21 protein-coding genes and 1 pseudogene are annotated in these 20,218 nt (G+C 70.7%); 8 read left to right on the top strand and 14 right to left on the bottom strand.

Going from position 1 to position 20,218, the window contains the following annotated elements:
- The first annotated feature begins 16 nt into the window (after positions 1 to 16).
- Positions 17 to 772, top strand: a complete 756-nt coding sequence (locus tag VH914_01370) for a M15 family metallopeptidase (GenBank protein ID HEX4489830.1) — start codon at positions 17 to 19, stop codon at positions 770 to 772.
- Positions 773 to 778: 6 nt separating this feature from the next.
- On the opposite strand, the gene VH914_01375 is transcribed toward VH914_01370, so the two are convergent.
- Positions 779 to 1,360 (bottom strand): hypothetical protein, encoded by a 582-nt coding sequence (locus VH914_01375; GenBank protein HEX4489831.1) that lies wholly within the window; start codon positions 1,358 to 1,360, stop codon positions 779 to 781.
- A gap of 60 nt (positions 1,361 to 1,420) precedes the next feature.
- On the opposite strand from VH914_01375, the gene VH914_01380 reads away from it, so the two are divergent.
- The gene (locus VH914_01380; GenBank protein ID HEX4489832.1) at positions 1,421 to 2,434 is read left to right on the top strand and encodes a zinc-dependent alcohol dehydrogenase family protein; all 1,014 of its coding nucleotides are present in this window, start codon (positions 1,421 to 1,423) and stop codon (positions 2,432 to 2,434) included.
- A complete protein-coding gene (locus VH914_01385; protein ID HEX4489833.1) occupies positions 2,434 to 2,688 on the top strand; it encodes a hypothetical protein in 255 nt (84 codons plus the stop codon). The genes VH914_01380 and VH914_01385 overlap by 1 nt, the downstream gene beginning before the upstream one ends.
- Here the strand turns inward: VH914_01385 and VH914_01390 are convergent.
- The 3 genes from VH914_01390 to VH914_01400 all read right to left on the bottom strand — a co-directional run bounded on the left by VH914_01390 (position 2,685) and on the right by VH914_01400 (position 4,524).
- Entirely contained in the window at positions 2,685 to 3,395 is a 711-nt protein-coding gene (locus VH914_01390; protein ID HEX4489834.1) for a metal-dependent transcriptional regulator, read from the bottom strand. The two genes, VH914_01385 and VH914_01390, sit on opposite strands and share 4 nt — an antisense overlap.
- A 25-nt stretch (positions 3,396 to 3,420) precedes the next feature.
- Entirely contained in the window at positions 3,421 to 3,699 is a 279-nt protein-coding gene (locus tag VH914_01395) for a hypothetical protein (GenBank protein HEX4489835.1), read from the bottom strand.
- 132 nt (positions 3,700 to 3,831) lie between these two features.
- Positions 3,832 to 4,524, bottom strand: coding sequence for a hypothetical protein (locus VH914_01400; protein HEX4489836.1), 693 nt, complete (start codon positions 4,522 to 4,524; stop codon positions 3,832 to 3,834).
- Positions 4,525 to 4,693: 169 nt separating this feature from the next.
- On the opposite strand from VH914_01400, the gene nucS reads away from it, so the two are divergent.
- Complete coding sequence (nucS, locus tag VH914_01405; GenBank protein ID HEX4489837.1) at positions 4,694 to 5,365, top strand: endonuclease NucS; 672 nt, start codon at positions 4,694 to 4,696, stop codon at positions 5,363 to 5,365.
- Positions 5,366 to 5,483: 118 nt separating this feature from the next.
- Positions 5,484 to 6,770: an MFS transporter gene (locus tag VH914_01410; protein HEX4489838.1), complete on the top strand. Its 1,287-nt coding sequence runs from the start codon at positions 5,484 to 5,486 to the stop codon at positions 6,768 to 6,770.
- An 82-nt stretch (positions 6,771 to 6,852) separates the two neighbouring features.
- On the opposite strand, the gene dnaB is transcribed toward VH914_01410, so the two are convergent.
- From dnaB to VH914_01445, 7 genes and pseudogenes are all read right to left on the bottom strand, one after another.
- The gene (gene dnaB, locus VH914_01415) at positions 6,853 to 8,211 is read right to left on the bottom strand and encodes a replicative DNA helicase (protein HEX4489839.1); all 1,359 of its coding nucleotides are present in this window, start codon (positions 8,209 to 8,211) and stop codon (positions 6,853 to 6,855) included.
- Between the two features lie 251 nt (positions 8,212 to 8,462).
- Positions 8,463 to 8,909: a 50S ribosomal protein L9 gene (gene rplI, locus VH914_01420; GenBank protein ID HEX4489840.1), complete on the bottom strand. Its 447-nt coding sequence runs from the start codon at positions 8,907 to 8,909 to the stop codon at positions 8,463 to 8,465.
- A gap of 236 nt (positions 8,910 to 9,145) precedes the next feature.
- Positions 9,146 to 9,403, bottom strand: a pseudogene (rpsR, locus tag VH914_01425) (30S ribosomal protein S18).
- Positions 9,404 to 9,426: 23 nt separating this feature from the next.
- On the bottom strand, positions 9,427 to 9,891 hold the full coding sequence (gene ssb / locus VH914_01430) for a single-stranded DNA-binding protein (protein ID HEX4489841.1): 465 nt from the start codon (positions 9,889 to 9,891) through the stop codon (positions 9,427 to 9,429).
- Positions 9,892 to 9,907: 16 nt separating this feature from the next.
- Positions 9,908 to 10,240 carry a 30S ribosomal protein S6 gene (gene rpsF / locus VH914_01435; GenBank protein HEX4489842.1) on the bottom strand — a complete coding sequence of 111 codons (333 nt, stop codon included), beginning with the start codon at positions 10,238 to 10,240 and terminating at the stop codon, positions 9,908 to 9,910.
- Between the two features lie 152 nt (positions 10,241 to 10,392).
- Positions 10,393 to 11,307 (bottom strand): 3-methyl-2-oxobutanoate hydroxymethyltransferase, encoded by a 915-nt coding sequence (panB, locus tag VH914_01440; GenBank protein HEX4489843.1) that lies wholly within the window; start codon positions 11,305 to 11,307, stop codon positions 10,393 to 10,395.
- Between the two features lie 74 nt (positions 11,308 to 11,381).
- Entirely contained in the window at positions 11,382 to 11,747 is a 366-nt protein-coding gene (locus VH914_01445) for a DUF5318 family protein (protein HEX4489844.1), read from the bottom strand.
- 74 nt (positions 11,748 to 11,821) lie between these two features.
- Between VH914_01445 and VH914_01450 the strand changes: the two genes are divergently transcribed.
- Complete coding sequence (locus tag VH914_01450) at positions 11,822 to 12,523, top strand: class I SAM-dependent methyltransferase (GenBank protein ID HEX4489845.1); 702 nt, start codon at positions 11,822 to 11,824, stop codon at positions 12,521 to 12,523.
- A gap of 195 nt (positions 12,524 to 12,718) precedes the next feature.
- On the opposite strand, the gene VH914_01455 is transcribed toward VH914_01450, so the two are convergent.
- The 3 genes from VH914_01455 to VH914_01465 all read right to left on the bottom strand — a co-directional run bounded on the left by VH914_01455 (position 12,719) and on the right by VH914_01465 (position 16,420).
- The gene (locus VH914_01455; protein HEX4489846.1) at positions 12,719 to 14,128 is read right to left on the bottom strand and encodes a CCA tRNA nucleotidyltransferase; all 1,410 of its coding nucleotides are present in this window, start codon (positions 14,126 to 14,128) and stop codon (positions 12,719 to 12,721) included.
- A gap of 110 nt (positions 14,129 to 14,238) precedes the next feature.
- The gene (locus tag VH914_01460; GenBank protein ID HEX4489847.1) at positions 14,239 to 15,345 is read right to left on the bottom strand and encodes a type IV pilus twitching motility protein PilT; all 1,107 of its coding nucleotides are present in this window, start codon (positions 15,343 to 15,345) and stop codon (positions 14,239 to 14,241) included.
- 55 nt (positions 15,346 to 15,400) lie between these two features.
- On the bottom strand, positions 15,401 to 16,420 hold the full coding sequence (locus VH914_01465; protein HEX4489848.1) for a histone deacetylase: 1,020 nt from the start codon (positions 16,418 to 16,420) through the stop codon (positions 15,401 to 15,403).
- A gap of 72 nt (positions 16,421 to 16,492) precedes the next feature.
- On the opposite strand from VH914_01465, the gene VH914_01470 reads away from it, so the two are divergent.
- A complete protein-coding gene (locus VH914_01470) occupies positions 16,493 to 18,553 on the top strand; it encodes a DUF6049 family protein (protein ID HEX4489849.1) in 2,061 nt (686 codons plus the stop codon).
- Positions 18,554 to 18,563: 10 nt separating this feature from the next.
- Entirely contained in the window at positions 18,564 to 20,156 is a 1,593-nt protein-coding gene (gene murJ, locus VH914_01475) for a murein biosynthesis integral membrane protein MurJ (protein HEX4489850.1), read from the top strand.
- The last annotated feature ends 62 nt before the right edge of the window (positions 20,157 to 20,218 follow it).

Below are 20,218 nucleotides of genomic sequence, written 5' to 3' on the forward strand. Positions count from 1 at the left end.
CGGTAGCGTAGGCCGGGTGCGGCGACCGCCACTCCGCGCGGTGTTCGCGACCGCGCTCACGCTCACGCTCGCCGGCTGTGCTCACTCGTCGAGCGCACCGCACGCGGCGTCGAGGTCACGAACGACGACCGCGACGACCGTCGCACCGAGCACCACGACGACGACGCCCGCCACGACCACGACCAGCGCCGCGCCGTCGACCACCGTCGCGGCGCCCTTCACCGGCACGATCAGCACGGTCACCGCCGCGCAGCTCGGCAGCACCTACCACGCGGGCTGCCCGGTCGGTCCCGACGGGTTGCGGCTGCTGCACCTGAGCTACATCGGCTTCGACGGCGCGCCGCACGTCGGAACGATGGTCGTGAACGCCGCGGTCGCGCCGCCCGTCGTCGACGCGTTCGCGCAACTGTTCCGCGCCCGCTTTCCCATTCGGCAGATGCGACCCGTCGCCGACTTCGGTGGGAGCGACGACGTGTCGATGGCGGCCGACAACACATCCGGCTTCAACTGTCGCTTCGTCGCGGACACGACGAAGTGGTCCGTGCACGCCTACGGCGAGGCCATCGACGTCAACACGGTCGAGAACCCGTATCTCGTCGACGGTCGGGTCGAGCCGCCCGCGGCGTCGGCCTTCGTCGACCGCACGAACGTGCGCCCGGGCATGGCCGCGCCCGGCACCGCGCTCAACGACGCGTTCGCGGCGATCGGTTGGTATTGGGGCGGTCGGTTCCATTCACCCGACTACCAACACTTCTCGAAGACCGGCGGCTGACGCGCGTCAGCGATGGGTGCGCGCAAGGTACGCGCGCCCGCGCGGCGACACTCGGTAACCGACTTCCAGACTCTCGGTGAGGCCGAGCTCCTTCAGCTTGCGCACGTCGGTCTTGAACGGCTTGCGCTCACGGCCGACCAGTGCGGCGATGTCGGTCGAGAGCGTCGCGGGATGTCGTTCGATGAGCCGCAGCGTCTCCATCGTCCACGGCCCGTGCGTGCTCGCGGCGTCGAGACGCGTCAGGCGGCGATCGATCTCGGCGACATCGGCGTCGGCGAGCTCGGACGACTCGCGCAACACCGCCCGCGGATCGGGTCCCGCGAGCGAGAGCTCGACGCGGTAGATCCGACCGTCTTCCTTGCGCGCGAGCTCGCGCAGCAGCTCCGCGCGCGACGAATACCCGGCGCGGCGCGCGTCGTCGGCCGTGATCTGACGCGCGTTCACCGCGTCGACCCGTCCGATCGCGAGCTGTCCGACGACCGTCCTCAGCGCGCCGCCCGTCTTCACCGTCGGCCGGCGCTGGCGGCGAAACGCCAGGTCGATCCGGCCCTCCACGATGCCGTCGAGGACGGCCCGCCTGATCAGCACGCCACACGCTCCCGCCTCGCCGCCTGGAAGCGAACGTAGTCGCCGGGCAAGCTGGCACCGATGCGCAGCTGGGTCGTCGACCACCCCGGTCCCGTGACGAGCACGGCTCCGCTCGTGCGGCTCGACCGCGACGAACCGGAACCCGGCCCGGGCGAGATCCGCGTGCGCGTCTCGACCTGCGGCGTGTGCCGCACCGACCTCCATCTCGCCGAGGGCGACCTCGCGCCGCACCACGCACGCATCACGCCCGGACACGAGGTCGTCGGAGTCGTCGACGCGTGCGGCGACGGCGCGCCGCGGTTCGCGATCGGCGATCGCGTCGGCATCGCGTGGCTACGGCACACATGCGGCGTGTGCCGCTTCTGCGCGCGCGGTGACGAGAACCTGTGCGTCGATCCGCGCTTCACCGGCTGGGACGCGCACGGCGGCTACGCGGAGGCCGCGGTCGTCGACGAGCAGTACGCGTACGCGATCCCCTCCGTCTTCGACGACGAGCACGCGGCGCCGCTCCTCTGCGCGGGCATCATCGGCTACCGCGCGTTGCGGCGCAGCGCGCTCCCACCCGGCGGCGCGCTCGGCGTCTACGGGTTCGGCGGCTCCGCGCACCTCGCGGCGCAGGTCGCGCTCCACGAGGGCGCGACCGTGCACGTCTTCACGCGCTCACGCGCCGCGCAACGGCGCGCCCTCGAGCTCGGCTGCGCGTCGGCGCAGGACGAGTCGGCTCCGAGTCCCGAGCCGTTGCAATCGGCGATCGTCTTCACGCCCGTGGGCACGTCGGTGCCGCGCGCGCTCGACGCGCTCGACGCGGGCGGTGTCGCCGCGATCGCGGGCATCCACCTCAGTGACATCCCGTCGCTGTCCTACGAACGCGACCTGTTCCGCGAGCGCGAGCTGCGCAGTGTCACCGCGAACACGCGTCGCGACGGCGAGGAGTTCCTCGCGCTCGCCGCGCAGATTCCGATCCAGGTGACGACGACGCCGTTTCCGCTCGATCGCGCCGACGAAGCGCTGCGCGCGCTCGCGACCCACCAGGTCGCAGGCGCCGCGGTGCTGCACGTCGAGGGGACGACTTGATGCGGCACGCAACGCCCGAGACGCTCGCAACCCTCGCGGGCTTCATCGCCGAGCTGCGGGACGTCGACGGATTGATCGAGAAGCGTCCCGGCGCGTTCTCGCGCGGCTCACGCGCGTTCCTGCACTTCCACGACGATCCGACGGGCATCGACGCGGACGTCCGCGTCACCGACGACTTCGAGCGCTTCCGTTGCACCACGGCGCGCGGGCAACGCTCGTTGCTGACGCAGATCCGCCGCGCGGTCGCGCGCTAGGACGCGCGGGCGCCGGCCGCGACTGCGGCCACGTCCGGCGCACCACCGCCGGGCATGACCTCCATCAACCGCGCGACCGCGAGCGGCACCACGTGGTCTCCCGCGTCGGTGCGCAGGGTGACCGCACCGGCCGCGTCGCGCTCGGTGATCGTCGCCGGCGACCCCGGCGTGAGCCGGGCGGACGCGATCAGTCGGAGCGCGTCGTCGTCGAGCTCGAGCCGTTCGCTGATGCGCGAGACGACCACCGCACCTTCGGCCGCCTCGGACAGCACGACCGAGCCCGTCCGGTCGATCGTGCGCGCCGAGCCCGGAATCGGGTTGCCGTGCGGGCAGGTCGCGGGGTCACCGAGCAACGCGACGAGCTTCTCCTCGACGTCGGCCGAGATCGCGTGTTCCCAGCGGTCGGCTTCGCGATGTGCCTTCTCCCACTCGAGCCCGATCACGTCGACAAGGAGTCGTTCCGCGAGCCGGTGGCGGCGCACGATCGAACGCGCGATCGCGCGGCCCTTCGGCGTGAGCCGCAGGCGGCGGTCGTCGAGGAGCTCGACGTTGCCCTGCTCGACGAGCCGGTTCACGGTCTCCGAGACCGCCGGTGCCGAGAGCCGCAGGCGCTCGACGAGGCGAGCGCGGATCGGCACGATGCCCTCTTCCTCGATCTCGAAGATCGTCTCGAGGTACTCCTCGGTCGTGTCGTGCATCTCGGCCATCGGCGGTCAGGGTACCGCCGGGCGGTCAGTGACTCACGAGCGACGCGATGCCCCAGATCATCACGACGAGACCGATCGCCAGGTAGAGCACGGATCGCATCACCGGTGCCTGCACGAGGTCGGTCTGCTCGCCGCGATGCTTGTAGCCCTTCACCGGGCTGCCGGCCCGCGAGCGCGAGACCGTGCGGCGGTTCGCATTGTCCGCATCGACGGGGCGGCGGACGAGCGCGCGTGCGTTGGCGACGAAGAGGGCCGCGCCCAGCGCGACCACCAGCTCCTTGAGCACCTCGTCGTAGAAGTTCACGGCGGACCGAAGCGTACCGAGCACACGATCGACCGGCCCGATCGCGTTCTCATCTCAGGTCGCACTCGCGTCGCTCGGCGCGCCTGACGCCGCGGTCTCCAAGTCGGGCGAGCCGCCGAGCGGCCCGGCCGTTCATGCCGGCGCGAGGCTTTGGAGTCCGTAGGGGGTGAGGATCGGGAGGAGCTCGGCGCGGCCCACCGCCGTCTGCACGTTGGATGCCGTGCGTTCGTCCAGCGAGCCGCTGCGCTGAATGCGCGAGCGCAGTGGGATGCCCGCGCTCGAGTAACACTGCTCCGACGAGAAGCCGAGCCCCGCGAGCGGGGCGCCGTGGCGCAGGGCGAGGAAGAAGCAGCGCGCGCCGACACCGGCGAGCGTGCTGTCGTCGCCGCGCGTGATCGAGTACCGGCCGCTCACCACTGCGCCGCCGTACACCGCGCCCGGCTGGTTCGTGCCGGACGCCTTCGACCGCAGGCACTCGGGCTTCGAACCGACGATCGTGCAGGACGCCGTCTGCGCGCCCGCGGTGACGACGAGCGAGCCGAGGCCGCCGCTGATGTCGAGCGCAGCCCGACCCGCGCGCGCGGTGACGTGCGCGGCGACGAGCGACTCGTTCAACTTCGCGCCGGCATTCGTCGTGCGGGTGAACGCGTACGTCACGAGCCACGTCGAGCGCGATCCGCGGTTGGCGAGCGCCGCGAGCTCCTGCGCCAACGCCTCCGACTTCGACGGCGACGCCGTCGAACCCGACGATCCGCAGCTCGTCATCGTGAGGATCAGGGCCGCGCCGGCGAGCGCCGCGCCGACCCGCCGACCGTGCCTCGACATGACGGGCCACGGTACGGCGGCCGCGGCCGCCGGACGCGGCAGGCCCGGTCGCCTCGCACGCGGGCCAGACCCATACGGAAGTCGCGGTCAACGTGCTGTGGCCCTGAACCATCAGGGATCGAGCGCCGGAGGTCGGAGCCGCGTGACACCGCCGTGCGAGACTCCGGCCGTGCGCCTGCTCGTCGCCAACTGCACCGTCGAATACCGCGGCCGGCTCGGCGCGCGCCTCGCGCCGGCGCGCCGGCTCATCGTCATGAAGGCCGACGGCTCGCTCGCGATCCACTCCGACAGCCGCGCCTACAAGCCGCTGAACTGGATGAGCCCGCCCTGTCGCATCGAGACGACGGAGACCGGGTTCACGGCGACGAACCCGAAGGGCGAGGAGCTCCGTATCGAGCTGCACGAGGTGCTGTCGGACGTGACCGTCGAGCTCGGCACCGATCCCGGTCTCGAGAAGGACGGCGTCGAGGCGGAGCTGCAGGAGCTCATCGCGGCGCGCGTCGAGGCGCTGAAGCACACCTACCAGCTCGTCCGGCGTGAGTACCCGACCGACATCGGTCCGGTCGACCTCCTCTGCACGGACGGGCTCGCCGTCGATCTGGTCGACGCCTACGTCGCGGTCGAGATCAAGCGCCACGCGAACATCGACGCCGTCGAGCAGGTGTGCCGGTACCTCGAGTTCCTCGGGCCGCGCCTGGACCGGCCGGTCCGGGGCATGCTCGTCGGCCAGACGATCGCCAAGCAGGCACGGACCCTGGCGGAGTCTCGGGGCGTGGAATGTGTCGAGGTCGACCTCGACGAGCTCCGGGGGCTGCCCTCGAGCACACTCCGCCTCTTCTGACCCACCGGCCGAACGGCCTTCACGCCTCGGACCAGGACTTTCCCGAGGGGTCAGAATTTAGTTTGCCAGGCTAACTAACTATCTGGCACAATGACGGCATGCCAACGAGGTGTCGCCCGTGAAGAGCAGGATCCACGGCTTCACCGATGCCACCTTCCGGTCGCTGCACGTTCCGAACTTCCGGAAGTTCTTCTTCGGCCAGCTGATCTCGCAGGTCGGCAATTGGCTGACCCTCATCGCGCAGACGCTGCTCGTCCTCCACCTCACGAACAAGAGCGGCGTCGCGGTCGGCGTGCTCTCCGCGTGCCAGTTCGCGCCGGTGCTCGTCCTCGGGGCGTGGGCCGGCCTCGTCGCCGACCGATCCGACAAGCGCAAGCTCCTCGTCGTCGTCCAGTTCATCGCGATGGCGCAGTCGTTCGTCCTCGCCGCGCTCGCGTTCAGCGGCCACCCGCCGGTGTGGTCGATCGACCTCGTCGCCGTCGTCGGCGGCTGCACCGTGGCGTTCGACAACCCCGCCCGGCGCGCCTTCGTCGTCGAGATGGTCGAAGGCGAGGACGTCAGCAACGCGGTCAGCCTCAACAGCGCGCTCATGACGAGCGCCCGCATCATCGGCCCCGCGTTCGCCGGACTGCTCGTGATCGTCGCCGGCTACGGCTGGTGCTTCACGCTCGACGCGCTCTCCTACATCGCCGTCATCGTCGCGTTCCTCAAGATGAACCCGGCCGAGCTGCGGATGCCGCCGGTCACCGAACGCGCTCGCAAGCAGATCCGCGCCGGTCTGAGCTACGTGCGCACCGTGCCCGACCTGTGGATCCCGCTGCTGATGATGGCCGTCGTCGGCACGCTCTCGTTCAACTTCCAGGTCGTGCTCTCGTTGTTCGTCGAGAAGACGTTCCACGGCGGCACCGGCATGTTCACGCTCCTGTTCTCGACGACCGCGGTCGGATCGCTGATGGGCGCGCTGTCCACGGCGCGTCGTAAGACGATCGAGACGCGCGATGTGATCGTCGCCGCGCTGGCGTTCGGGATCGCGATGTTCGTCCTCGCCGCGTCACCCGATCTCGCCATCGCGTTCCCGCTCGGCATCGCGCTCGGCTGGACGAGCATCTCCTTCATGACCGCGTCGACCGCGATCGTGAATCTGCGGTCGGCGCCCGAGATGCGCGGGCGCGTGCTCGCGCTCCAGGCGATCGTGTTCCTCGGGAGCACACCGATCGGCGGTCCGCTCCTCGGCGTGATCTGCGACGTCTACGGCGCGCGTGCCGGTCTCGTCGTCGGGGGCGTCGCCGCGCTCGGCGCCGCGCTCTTCGGCATCCTCGTCGTGCGCCGCCACGCCCGTCGCGTCGCGTCCGTCACTCCCGAGCTCAACCGCGTCGACGCCGCCCAAGCCTCCTACGCCCGGTAGCGGCGAGCGAAGCGAGCACGCGACCTCGCCGACTCCCATCCCGCGTCACGGAGCGGCGAGCGCAGCGAGCGCGACCCGGGTACTAGGACACCGCCATGTTGGCGAACTTGGTGCTGCGCGCGATGAACGCGAGGTGCGCGTTGCCGGTCGGACCGTTCCGGTGCTTCGCGATGATGATCTCCGCGCTGCCCATGCGTTCCGAGTCGGGGTTGTAGTACTCGTCGCGGTAGATGAACATCACGACGTCGGCGTCCTGCTCGATCGAGCCGCTCTCTCGCAGGTCGGCGAGCATCGGCCGTTTGTCCTGGCGGTACTCGAGCTGACGGTTGAGCTGCGCGCAGCACACGACCGGCGTGTCGAGCTCGCGGGCGAGGATCTTCAGCCCGCGCGACAGCTCCGACACCTCGACCTGACGTGATTCCACGCGCTTGCCCGACGTCATCAGCTGCAGGTAGTCGATGACGATGAGGCCGACCTCGCCGTAGCGCGCCTTGATGCGTCGCGCCTTGGCCCGCATCTCCATCACCGTGCAGTGCGGGTTGTCGTCGATGAAGATCGGCGCCTCCGCGAGCCGACCGACCGCGTGGTTGAGCTTCGTCCACTCATGATCGGACAGGCGGCCGGTCTGCAGACCCTGCATGTCGACGTGGGCCTCCGACGCGAGCAGCCGGCGCGTGAGCTCGAGGTGGCCCATCTCGAGCGAGAAGAACAGCACCGGCTTGTTCGTCTCGAGCGCGACGTGCGCGGCCGCGCCCATCACGAAGCTCGTCTTGCCCTGACCCGGTCGTGCCGCGACGACCACGAGGCTCGACGGCTGGAGCCCCAGCAGCAAGGAGTCGATGTCGGTGTAGCCGGTCGGCACACCCGTGAGCTGCGAGTCGCGCTCGTACAGGTGCTCGAGCTCCTCCATCGTCGCCTCGAGCGCGGGATAGAGCTGCGTCATCGAGTCCGCGACGCGGCGCTCGGCGACCTCGAACACCATCGCCTCGGCGCGATCGAGGGTGTCGGCGACATCGTCGTCGGGCGCGTAGCCCATCTCCGAGATGTCGTGCGCGACACCGATCAGCCGACGCAGCAGCGACAGCTCCGAGACGATGCCCGCGTAGTGCTCGGCGTTCGCCGACGCCGGAGTCGCGGCCTGGATGCGCAGCAGCGCGCCGCGCCCGCCGAGCGCGTCGAGCAGGCCGCGGTGGCGCAGCTCCTCGGCGACGGTGACGACGTCGACCGGCTCACCCCGCCCGTGCAGCATGTACATCGCGTCGAAGATCTGACCGTGCGCGGGCTTGTAGAAGTCCGGCGTCTCGACGTGGGCCTCGATCGCGGCGAGCATCGCGTCGCGGGACAGCAGCATGGCCCCCAGCAACGACTCCTCGGCCTCGATGTTGTGCGGCGGGATCCTCGCGCTGCTGCGCGACCGAATGTCCTCGACCGGTTGGACCACGCCACCCCTCTCGTATGCCTGTCGCCCCGCAGGTTGTGCCCGCCGTGAAGGATGACGGACGCGGCCTGTGGGGTGGTAGATCCGAAACTTGTGGACAAGTGCCCCGGCTCTGTGGTTGACCTGTGGCCAAACTCGGCAGTTCGTCCACAGGGCTGGGGACGAACGCGCGTCATCGTCGTCTCGAGGTGTGACAGTTTCGGAGCGCGCGCGACCGCCGACCGTACGCGCACCCTGCGAACGCCGGGGCGGGGCTACTGCGCGACGACGTCGACCGACAACGTGGCGACGACGTCGGTGTGCAACCGCACCGGCAACTCGACCGGGCCCAGCTCCTTCAGCGGCTCGTCGAGCGTCAGCCGGCGACGATCGATCTCGACGCCGAGCTGCTCCTGCACCGCGGCGACGATGTCGCCCGCGGTGATCGAGCCGAAGAGCTTGCCGCCCTCTCCCGCGCGCGCGGTGATGGCGAGCGTGCGCCCCGACAGTCGGTCGGCGACCGCCTGCGCGGCCTCGCGGTCGCGCTGCTCGCGCGCCGACCGGTTGCGACGCATCGCCTCGGCCTGACGCACGACACCGGACTCGGCGCGGATCGCGAGCCCACGCGGCACGAGGAAGTTGCGCGCGTACCCATCGGCGACATCGACGAGGTCGCCCTTCAGACCGAGCTTGTCGACGTCGTCGCGCAGCACGACCTTCATTCGTCGCCGCCTTCGCCCGCCGCGCCATGCTCGTTCACGGCCGTGTCGAGCGCGCCGGCGCCGTTGGTGTCGGCGGTCGCCTCGATCGCACCGTCCTCGGACGGCGCTGCGGTCGCCTCGACCGGCGGCGACGGGGGCGGCTCGGTCGGTGCGCGCAGCTCACCGCGGTCGCCACGATCACCGCGGTCGCCACGGTCACGCCGCCCGCCCTTGCTGCGTTGCGTCACCTGGCGCACGCTGTAGGGCAGCAACGCCATCTCGCGGGCGATACGAATCGCCTTCGCCACCGCGACCTGCTGCTGTTGGGTGTTGCCGGTGACCCGGCGGGCGCGGATCTTGGCCCGCTCCGACATGAACCGGCGGAGCAGGTTCACGTCCTTGTAGTCGATCCAGTCGACGCGCTCGGTGATGAGGATCGACGTCTTCTTCTTGGGCACGCGGCGCCGATCGGCTGCCGCGCCCTTGCCCTTCCGTCGTTCGCGGTCGTGTGCCATCTAGCTCTCGTTCTCGAAGGGCATCAGAAGGGTTCCTCGCCGAAGTCGTCGTAGCCGCCGCCGGCCGGCACCGACGCGGTGTTGTCGGGGCGGGGGCCGGGGCCCGGGCCGTCGCCCGGACCCTTCCGCTCGGTCCGGCTGATCTGGGCGGTCGCCCAACGGAGGCTGGGCCCGACCTCCTCGGCGATCACCTCGACGACGGAGCGCTTCTCTTGGTTCTCCGTCTCCCAGCTGCGCTGGCGCAGGCGGCCGCTCACGATGATCCGTGAACCCTTCTGCACCGACGCGCTCACGTTCTCCGCGAGGTCGGCCCAGCAGACGACGTTGAAGAACGAGACCTCTTCCACCCACTCGCCCGGGCGGCCGCGGTCGGGGTAGCGGCGGTTCACCGCGAGCCCGATGGTGAGCTGGGAGCGCCCGTTGGCCGTGAACCGCAGCTCCGGCTCGCGGGTGACGTTCCCGACGATCGTGATCGTGTTGTCAGCCATGGTGGTGTTTCCCTCCTTATGCGTCCGCCGGGGTGCCCGCGGTCTTCGGCGGTCCGTAGACGGCCTCGGGAACGCGCAGCACCTTGTGGCGGATGACGTCGTCAGCAAGAGAGAGCATCCGACCCAGCTCGTCCATCGCCGCGGGCTCGGCCCTCGCCTGGAGGACCACGTAGTAGCCCTCCCAGCGGTGACCGATCTCGTAGGCGAAGCGGCGCTTGCCCCAGTAGTCGACGTGGCCCCGCTCGGCGCCGTTCGACTCCAGCAGCTGCATCCACCGCTCGACGGTGGGTCGGATCGTCTCCTCTTCCAGATCCGTGGAGAGGATGACCATGACCTCGTAAGGCCTCAAAGGCCCGTACCTCCTGTGGACCGCGCACTGCGCGGGCTCCCGGGGGAGCAGGAATCGGTTGGTGTCGCCTCCGCCGCACCCCGAAAGGGGGGGAGCGGAAGAACCTGGAGACGTTACCAGTGCGTCCTCGTCACGTCCTATCGACGGCGACCCTACACAGGGGGTGTGACAGGGATCTCGGGGGCGGGCGCGTCGGCCCGCTCGACGCGGCCGCCGTACAGGCCGAGACCCTCGGCCATCTGGTCGGTCATGTGGTACGTCTCGTCGCTCGACGGGTAGCGGCCGTCGCGTACGTCCTCGACGAAGTGACTCACCGCGAGCGTGGCGTCCATCTCGAGCTCCGCGTAGCGGCGCACGAACTTCGGCGCGTTGCGGTCGGGGCTCGTGAAGCCGAGCAGATCGTGGAACACGAGTACCTGCCCGTCGCAGTGACGGCCCGCGCCGATGCCGATGGTCGGCACGTCGACGGAGTCGGTGACCATGCGCGCGACGCCGTCGGGAACGCACTCGAGCACGATCGCGAAGCAGCCGGCCTCGGCGAGCGCGACCGCGTCGTCGACGATCACCTGCGCCGCGTCCATCTGCTTGCCCTGCACCTTGAAGCCGCCGAGCGCGTGGATCGACTGCGGCGTGAGGCCGATGTGGCCCATCACCGGGATCTCCGCGTCGAGGATCGCGGCGACCGAGTCGAGCCGCTTGCGCCCGCCCTCGAGCTTCACCGCACCCGCGCCCGCGCGCACGAGCTTCGCCGCGTTGTGCACGGTCTCGTCCCGGCTCACGTGATAGCTGAGCCAGGGAAGGTCACCGACGATCAGTGGTCGCGGGCGGCTGCGCGCGACGGCACCCACGTGGTGGACCATGTCGTCGGTCGTCACCTGCAGCGTGTCGTCGTAGCCGAGCACGACCATCGCCAGCGAGTCGCCGACGAGGATCATGTCGGCGCCGGAGCCGTCGACGACCCGCGCCGACGGTGCGTCGTACGCCGTCACCATCACGAGCGGCGTGCCCGAACCCTTCGCGTTCCGGATCCGCGGTGCGGTGACCGGACCGTGATGCGTTTGCGTCATGTTGACCTCCGACCGTCCAGGGCCGTTCGGCTCCCGGCGGTCAGAACAGCGTAAGTGCTTTCCGGGCGCGCCCGCTACCCCGCCTGGGCGCGGCCGAGGATCGACGAGCGGATCATGTAGTTCCAGCCACAGTCGACGCAGACCTCGACGACGTAGCAGACGAACTCGTCGACCGATCGGGACAGGCGCGTGAGCTCCTTCTTGGTCTCGACGCACCGGCCGTTCGCGGCCTTGAGCGTGTCGCCGTAGACGTAGCGCACGCGTCGCAGCCCCGGTGTCGAACAGACCGGGCAGTCGTCGCCCGATTCTTCGCCGAGATTGCGCGCCGCCCGCAGCAGCTCGGGGTGCGCGTCACACACGTCGACGCGGGCGAGCGCGCCCGAGCGAAAATCGCGGACGGTGAGCCGGCGGGCGAGGGCGTAGTCGATCTCTCGGCTCACGCCGAAAAGTGTAGGAGAGGCCGCGGGCGTCGTCTTCCGCGCGCGAGCCGCGCCGTCGCGGCAGACTCACGGCGATGACGGGGACGGGGGCCGCGGCCGGCGGCGGGTACGACACCGTGCGCTACGGCGCCGACCTGCCCGCGGAGCGCGAGCTGCGACTCCTCGGCGACGTCAAGGGAAAGCGGGTCCTCGATTTGGGCTGCGGCACGGGGCAGGCGTCGATCGCCCTTGCGCGCCAGGGCGCGCACGCGATCGCGATCGACGCGTCCGGCGCGCGCCTCGCCGAGGGCCGCCGCAATGCCCACGCCGAGGAGGTGCGCATCGAGTGGCACGAGAGCGACGTCGCCGATCTCGCGTTCCTGCGCGCCGACTCGATCGACCTCGCCGTGAGCTTCGGCGCGGTCGGTCAGGTCGACGACCTCGACCGCGTGCTCCGACAGGTCCACCGGGTCGTGCGCCCGGGTGGCGCGTTCGTGTTCTCGTACGAGCACCCGCTCGCGCTGTGCGCGGCCCGCGACGACGCGCCGCAAGGCTCGCTCCCCCTCGGCCGGCGCGAGGTACGGCGTTCGTACTTCGATCGCACGCCGTTCGTCGTCGAGCGCGACGGGGAGAAGGTGTCGCTCCATCCGCGCACGATCGCCGAGGTGTTCATGGCCGCGGGACGCGCGGGCTTTCGCATCGACGTCATCGTCGAGCCCGAGCCGCTGCGCAGCGCCGACCCGGGCCCCGCGATCCCGACCACGATCATCTGGCGCGCGCGCAAAGAGGGGCTCTGAGTTTCTGGTCGCGCTCGCTCCGCTCGCCGCTCCTGACGCCTCAACCGCAGCCTCGGACGGCCCGCAAAGCGAACCGCCCGCTCCGGCGCGCACGCAGCTTCCAAACCGCGCTCGCTCCGCTCGCCGCTCCTGACGCCTCAACCGCAGCCTCGGACGGCCCGCAAAGCGAACCGCCCGCTCCGGCGCGCACGTCGATCAGTCGTGGGGTACAACAATCCCCTGCTCGCGCGCCCAGGCGAACAGGAGCTTGCGCGCGTCGTCCTCCGCGATCGGTCCGCGCTCGAGTCGCTCCTCGAGCAGGAACGCAAGCGCCTTGCCGACGATCGCGCTCGGCGGGATCGCGAGCAGCTCCATCACCTCGCGGCCGTCGAGCGGCGGCTTGATCCTCGCGAGCTCCTCTTGGCCCCGCAGCTCCGCGATGCGCGCCTCGAGCTCGTCCATGCGCCGCGACAGCGTGGCGGCCTTCTTCTGGTTGCGCGTCGTGCAATCGCAGCGCGTGAGGTGGTTGAGGTCGTCGAGCAGGGGGCCCGCGTCGCGCACGTACCGACGCACCGCGCTGTCGGTCCAACCCATGCGATACGTGTGGAAACGCAGGTGCAGCGCGACCAGTGCGACGACGTCGTCGATCATCTCGTTCGGATAGCGCAGCGCGGTGAGTCGCTCGCGGGCCATGCGCGCGCCGACGACCTCGTGATGATGAAACGTCACGCCACCCGCCGCGAAACCGCGCGTGCGGGGCTTGCCGATGTCGTGCAGCAGCGCCGCGAGGCGCACGCGCAGCTCGGGCCGCGTGTTGGCGACGACGGCGATCGTGTGCGCGAGGACGTCCTTGTGGCGGTGGATCGGATCCTGTTCGAGCTGCATCGCGTTGAGCTCGGGCAGGAACTGGTCCGACAGCCCCGTGCGCGCGAGCAGCCAGAGCCCGGGCTGCGGATCGGGCACGACCAGCAGCTTGTCGAGCTCGTCGCGGATGCGCTCGGCGCTGACGATCTCCAACCGCTCGCGGTGCTGCTCCATCGCGGCGACCACGTCGGCGTCGGGCTCGAAGCCGAGCGACGCGGTGAAGCGCGCCGCCCGGAGCATGCGCAATGGGTCGTCGAGGAACGAGACGTCGACCGAGAGCGGCGTGCGCAGTCGGCGCGCCGCGAGGTCGGCGAGACCGTCGAAGGGGTCGGTGAAGTCGAGCTGCGGCAGCGCGAGCGCCATCGCGTTCACGGTGAAGTCGCGGCGCGACAGGTCGGTCTCGATGTCGTCGCCGAACTGGACCTCGGGCTTGCGACTCTCGGAGTGGTACACGTCCGAGCGGAAGGTCGTGATCTCGATGCTGAGGTCACCGTGCTGCGCGCCGACCGTGCCGAAGCGCTTGCCCTGGAGCCAGAGATGATCGGCCCAGCCGTCGAGCACCGCGGTGATGTCGTCGGGACGTGCGCTGGTCGCGAGATCGGTGTCGTTGCCGTCGAGGTCGCGACCCGAGATCGCGTCGCGCAGCCAACCGCCGACGAGGTAGAGCGAATGCCCGGCCGCGGTGAAGCGCCGGGCCAGCTCCATGAGCGGCGTCGACTCCTCGAGGTACGGCGCGAGGCGCGGAGGCAGCGGCGAGCTCACGCCGCGAGTCTCGCCGCTACGAGCTCAGAGGCGCGGCTTCAGCCGGCAGGCGGTGAGCGAAGCGAGCACGCGACCTCGCGCGCTCCCTCCCGCTTCGTCGAGGCCGAACGTCAGCGGGGCTGACCGGCAGGCATCGTCTCGGCCTGCGAAAGCGTGTGCTGCTCGATCATCAAGCGCAGGTCGTGCGGACGGCTCGACGCCGCGAGCGCCTCCCGCAGCTCGATCAGCCCGCGCTGGTACAGCGACAGCAGGCTCTGGTCGAACGTCTGCATGCCGTAGTACTCGCCGTCGGCGATGATCTCCTCGATCTCGTGCGTCTCCTCGGCATTGACGATCTTGTCGAAGACCCGCCCGGTCGCCACGAGCACCTCGATCGCCGCGGCTCGCCCACCGCCGTTGCGGACCTCGACGAGGCGCTGGCTCACGATGCCGCGCAGCGCGCCCGCGAGCGCCATGCGCGTCTGCCGCTGCTGGTGCGGTGGGAAGAAGTCGATGATCCGGTTGATCGACTCGGTCGCGTTGATCGTGTGCAACGTCGAGAACACGAGGTGACCGGTCTCGGCGGCCGACAGCGCGGTCGCGACCGTCTCCGAGTCGCGCATCTCACCGATGAGGATGACGTCGGGGTCCTGCCGCAGCACTCGCTTCAGCGCGGCGTTGAAGTCCGCGGTGTCGGTCCCCACCTCGCGCTGCACGACGATCGACTGCTTGTCGGCGTGCAGCACCTCGATCGGGTCCTCGACCGTCACGATGTGCTTGCTCATCGTCGTGTTGATGTGGTCGATCATCGCAGCGAGCGTCGTGGTCTTGCCCGATCCCGTCGGACCGGTGACGAGCACGAGCCCGCGCGGGTTCTCCGCGAGCTTGCGCACCGAGTTCGGCAGACCGAGCGAGTCGAAGCTCGGGATCGATGACTGCACGCGCCGCAGCACGAGGCCCACGCACCCGCGCTGACGGTGCACGTTCACACGGAAGCGCCCGAGTCCCGCGACCGAGTGCGCGAAGTCGGCCTCACCGGTCTCGAGGAACTCCTCGGCGCGGTTCTTCGGCATGATCGCGAAGGCGACCCGCTCCGTCTCCGACGGCGTCGCGTGCTCGAAGTCGCTGCGCTCGAGCCGGCCGTCTACGCGTACAACGGGCGCGGAACCCACCTTGATGTGGACGTCCGACGCCTCGCGTCCGACCGCGTACCGAAGGATGTCGTCGAGATTCAGCAAACCGTCGTACCTCCCGGGGTCCCCATGCATCGGCACGGACGACGCCCGAGTGGAGTCAGTCGACGCCCAGAACCTCTTCGCGGTAGCGGCGGACGGCTGCGACGGCGGTGCCGCCGGGTCCGCCCGCGGTCGCCGGCTCCGGGCGGATCGGCCGGCCTTCCAGTGTCGAGACGGTGGCCGCCACCGAATCCCGCAGGGCCTGAAGGTCGTAGCCGCCCTCGAGGAACACGACGAGCCGGCCCGGAACCGGCGCGAAGGCCGCGACGCGTGCGGTGAGATCGGCGAAGTCGCCGCTCGACAGACCGAGGCCGGTCAGCGGATCGGCCCGGTGGGCGTCGAAGCCCGCCGATACCAGCACCCACGTCGGTGCAAACCGCTCGACCGCGGGCGCAACGACCGTGTCGAGCGCCTCGAGGTAGACGTCGCCGGTCGTACCCGACGGGACCGGCACGTTGAGCGTCGTGCCCGCGCCCTCGCCGGTACCGATCTCGTCGGCGCGACCGGTACCCGGATACAGCGGCCACTCGTGGAGCGACACGTAGAGGACGGCGGGCGAAGCCTCGAAGATCGTCTGCGTGCCGTTGCCGTGGTGCGCGTCCCAGTCGACGACCACCACCCGCTCGCCCCGTGCCACGAGCTCCGCCGCCGCGACCGCGATGTTGTTGACGAGGCAGAAGCCCATCGCGCGGTCGGGCACCGCGTGGTGGCCGGGCGGCCGCACCGCGAGGAACGCGGCGTCGGCACGACCGGCACGCAGCGCGTCGATCGCCGCGAGGCCCGCGCCCGCGGCGGTAACGGCGGCGTCGTAGGACCGTTCGCTCATCGCAGTGTCGGCGTCGATGTGACCGCCGCCCGCCTGCGAGATCCGCTCGAGCCGGTCGAGATGAGCGGCCGGATGGACGCGTTCGAGCTCCTCGCGCGTCGCGCGCCGGCGCTCGAGCACCGTGTGACCGCTCGGGTCGATGCCCGCGAGCTGCAGCCCCGCGTGCACGGCATCGAGCCGCGCGGGCCGCTCGGGGTGCGTGCGCCCGGCGTCGTGCTCGGCGAACAGAGGGTCCGACGCGACGAGCACCATCGACCCGAGGGTAGGCGCGGCAACGGCTGCGCCCGGGTGCGGCGAGGGCCCGACGGTACGCTCGACTCCCTGGTGACGACGTCTTCCCGCGCCCGCCCGCGCCGGTGGGCGGCCGGCGCGGCCGCACTCGCGGTCATCACCGCGACGACCCTCCTCGGCGGCGCGCCTTCCCGCGCGCTCGCCGCGGCCCCGACGAGCGCGCCCGCGCCCACCACGACCCCGGCGTCGAACGCGCCGCAGCTCGTGGTCACCTCGATCCCAGCCTGGGTCGCGCCGGGCTCGTCGTTCGCGGTGCACTTCCGCATCACCGGCGCCGACGTGTCGTCGCTCCTGCTCCGCGTGTCGGTCCATCCCGCAGTGACGTCGCGCACCGCCTTCTCCGACACGCTCGACGGCAAGGGTGATCCGAGCGTCGTCGACGACGTCTCGGTCGCCGCTTCGTATGTGCCGCGCGCACACAACGGTGATCGCGTGCTTCCCCTCGGCCTCCAGGATCCGCAGCTCGCGCGTGATTCCTCGCGTTTGTCGGTGCGGCACACGGGCGTCTATCCGCTGACGCTGTCGCTGAGCCCCGCGGGTGGCGATCCCATCGCGACGGCCTCGACGTGGCTCGTCGTCGCGGAGCAGCCGCTCACGGAACGGCTCGCGTTCGCGTGGGTGTGGCAGTTGCAGGGTCCGCCACTCACGACGGCGAACCGCGCCGCGGTGCAGCACATGATCGGTCCGGACGGCCGGCTCGGTCGCGCCGCGCAGGCGCTCGCGGCGGCGCGCACGGTGCCGCTCAGCCTCGTGCTCGGTCCCGAGACACTCGAGTCGTGGGCGAACCTCGCGCGCCACGACAAGGGCGCGTCGGCCGGCCTCACGCGCGTGCGCGAAGCGGTGGCCGACGAAGATCGCCGCCAGGTGCTCGCGACGCCGTACGTCCCCCTGAACGTGCCGTCGCTCGAAGCCGCCGGGCTCGACAGCAGCTTCGTCGACGACCTACGCCTCGGCACCGACGCGGTGCAGTCGGTGGTCGGCGTGGTTCCCGACCCGCGAACGGTCTTGCTCGATCCCGTCGATGCAGGCGCGTTGTCGATCGCGCACGATCAGGCCTTCGCGCAGCGCTTCGTCGTGCGCGAGCCGTCGGTCGTGCCCGTGCCGCACGTGCTCACGCCCGCGCGTTGGTTCGGCATCCGCAGTGCCGACCACGTGTACACCGCGACCGCGAGCAGCGACTTCGCCGACGGTCTGCTCGACGGCAGCGGTTCGGCGGCCGAGCGCGCGCAGCGCTTCCTCGCGGGCATGTCGTTGATCGCGCTCGAGGCGCCGTCGCGTGCGCGCGGCATCGTGCTGGCGACGCCCTCGGACTGGAGCCCGAACCTCGGCCTCGTCGAGCAGGTGCTCACGGGATTGCGCAGCAACCCGTTCATCCGCGCGACGACACTCGATGGCTACTTCTCGTCCGTACCGGAGGACACGAACGACGACGACGAGCCGATCGTCACCTCGCTCGTCGACACGAAGCCGAAGCCGCCGACGGTCACGGCGGGTCAGCTCGGCGCGGCGCGGCGGGCGCTCGCGTCGTTCAAATCGCTCGTCGGCGACGACGACCCGCGCGTCCTCGCGGGCGCGCACGCGATCCTCATCGCGCCGTCGTCGGCGCTCGATCCCGCGGAGGCCGTCGACGCGCTCGACACCATCGACCGCGACGCGCAGGCGTTCCTCAGCTCGATCAAGACGACCGGTCACACGATCACGTTGACCTCGCGCACCGCGCGCATCCCGATCTCGTTCAGCAACAAGACCGGCCAGACCGTGCGCGTGAAGTTGCATCTGTCCAGCACGAAGCTGACGTTCCCCGACGGTGCCGAGGAGCTGCTGAAGCTTCCGCCGCGCAACACGACGATCCGGTTCCCGGTCACCGCGCGCACGTCGGGCACGTTCCCGATGCAGGTCACGCTCACGACCGCCGACGACCAGTTCACGATCTCGACGACGCAGGTGATCGTGCGGTCGACCGTCTTCAGCAGCATCGGCGTACTGCTCACCGTCGGCGCGCTGCTGTTCCTCGCGTTCTGGTGGGGCAACCACATCTTGCGTTCGCGCCGCGCCAAGCGCGCCGCGATGGTCACCGGTCCGGCCACCGCGTGAGCGCGCGCGCATGACGCTGCCACCGCCCGAGGAGGCGGTCTCCGACGAGCGCGCGCTCGTCCGCTCGAGCGCGGTCGTCGCGATGGGCACCGCGCTCTCGCGCGTCACCGGGCTGATCCGCGTCCAGGCAATGGCCTACGCGATCGGCACCACGCTGCTGGCCGACACGTACAACGTCGCGAACAACACACCGAACATCGTGTTCGAGTTGATCCTCGGCGGCGTCCTCACCGCCACGCTCGTCCCGCTCTTCGTCGACGCCGACGAGCGCCAGGACGACGGCGCGACCTCGGCGATCTTCGGCACGGCGATGACGCTGCTGATCGTGCTCACCGCGGTCGCGCTGCTCGCGTCGCCGCTCATCGCGCATCTGTTCAGCTACAAGGCCCACGGGCACGACCGCGCGCACGCGCAGCACGTTGCGACCGATCTCATCCTGCTCTTCATCCCGCAGATGGTGTTCTACGGGCTCACCGCGCTGCTCAGCGCGATGTTGAACGCGCGTCGGCGCTTCGTCGCCGCCGCGTTCGCGCCGGTGCTCAACAACGTCATCGTCATCGCGCTGTTCCTCGCGCTGCCGCACCTCGTCACGAAGAACGGTCTGACCCTCTCCCACGCGGCGAGCAGCCCCGCGCTCGTGCTGTTGCTCGGCATCGGCACGACGGCCGGCATCGTGCTCATGGGGCTCGTGCTGCTGCCCGCGGTCAAGCTCGCGGGGATCCGCCTGCGCTACGTCGTGTCGTTCCGCCATCCCGCGGTGCGCGCGATGGTCCGGCTGTCGGGTTGGACGGTCGGCTACGTGATCGCCAACCAGGTCGCGCTCATCTACGTGCTCGTGATCGCGCGCAGCCGCGACGGCGTCGTCTCCGCCTACACGTACGCGTACGCGTTCTTCCAGCTCCCGCACGGACTCCTCGCGGTGAGCCTCATGACGACGCTCGGCCCGGAGCTCGCGTCACTGGCCCGCCGGGACGAGATCGCCGCGTTGCGCGCCCGCTTCTGCCTCGGTCTGCGCAGCTTGCTCATCGTCATGGTGCCCGCGTCGGTCGGCTGCGCCGTGCTCGCGCACCAGCTCGTGGCGGGGCTGCTCCAGCACGGCGACTTCGGTCCGAGCTCGGTCGCGCTCACCGCGAACGCGCTGCGCGCGTTCTCCGTCGGTCTCGTGCCGTTCTCCGTCTACCTCTACGCGCTGCGCGGCTTCTACGCATTGCGCGACACGCGCACGCCGTTCTACGTGAACTGCCTCGAGAACGCGCTCAACGTCGTGCTCGCCGCGCTCCTCTATCCCCATTTCGGGATCAGCGGCCTCGCGTACGCGTTCTCCCTCGCGTACGCGGTGGCGGCGGTCGTCGCGCTCGTCGCGCTCCGGCCGCGGATCGAGCATTTCGACGGTGCCCGCACCATGCGCACTGCGGTCAAGGCCGTCGTCGCGGCCATCGCGCTCGCGATCGCGACCGCGTTGCTCGCGCACGCGATCCACAACGCGCTCGCGGCGATGATCGGGGCCGGGATCGCCGGCATCGTCGTGTATCTCGTGGTCCTCGAAGCGCTCGGCGCCGATGAATTACGGGCGACGGTCGCCGCCGTGCGGCGCGATCGGTAGGGCCGCGTGCCACGATGGGAGCAGAAGGGCGGCTCCCGGCCCCGCCCTGACGAGGGGGTTCG

This window comes from Acidimicrobiia bacterium (assembly GCA_036271555.1).
Lineage (GTDB): Bacteria > Actinomycetota > Acidimicrobiia > IMCC26256 > PALSA-610 > DATBAK01.

Excerpts from the sequence above, each read along its gene's own strand:
- VH914_01380 (HEX4489832.1), top strand. The coding sequence starts at position 1,421 with ATGCGCAGCTGGGTCGTCGACCACCCCGGTCCCGTGACGAGCACGGCT.
- VH914_01385 (HEX4489833.1), top strand. The coding sequence starts at position 2,434 with ATGCGGCACGCAACGCCCGAGACGCTCGCAACCCTCGCGGGCTTCATC.
- VH914_01390 (HEX4489834.1), bottom strand. The coding sequence starts at position 3,395 with ATGGCCGAGATGCACGACACGACCGAGGAGTACCTCGAGACGATCTTC.
- VH914_01400 (HEX4489836.1), bottom strand. The coding sequence starts at position 4,524 with ATGTCGAGGCACGGTCGGCGGGTCGGCGCGGCGCTCGCCGGCGCGGCC.
- rplI (HEX4489840.1), bottom strand. The coding sequence starts at position 8,909 with ATGAAGGTCGTGCTGCGCGACGACGTCGACAAGCTCGGTCTGAAGGGC.
- ssb (HEX4489841.1), bottom strand. The coding sequence starts at position 9,891 with ATGGCTGACAACACGATCACGATCGTCGGGAACGTCACCCGCGAGCCG.
- panB (HEX4489843.1), bottom strand. The coding sequence starts at position 11,307 with ATGACGCAAACGCATCACGGTCCGGTCACCGCACCGCGGATCCGGAAC.
- VH914_01450 (HEX4489845.1), top strand. The coding sequence starts at position 11,822 with ATGACGGGGACGGGGGCCGCGGCCGGCGGCGGGTACGACACCGTGCGC.
- VH914_01465 (HEX4489848.1), bottom strand. The coding sequence starts at position 16,420 with ATGGTGCTCGTCGCGTCGGACCCTCTGTTCGCCGAGCACGACGCCGGG.
- murJ (HEX4489850.1), top strand. The coding sequence starts at position 18,564 with ATGACGCTGCCACCGCCCGAGGAGGCGGTCTCCGACGAGCGCGCGCTC.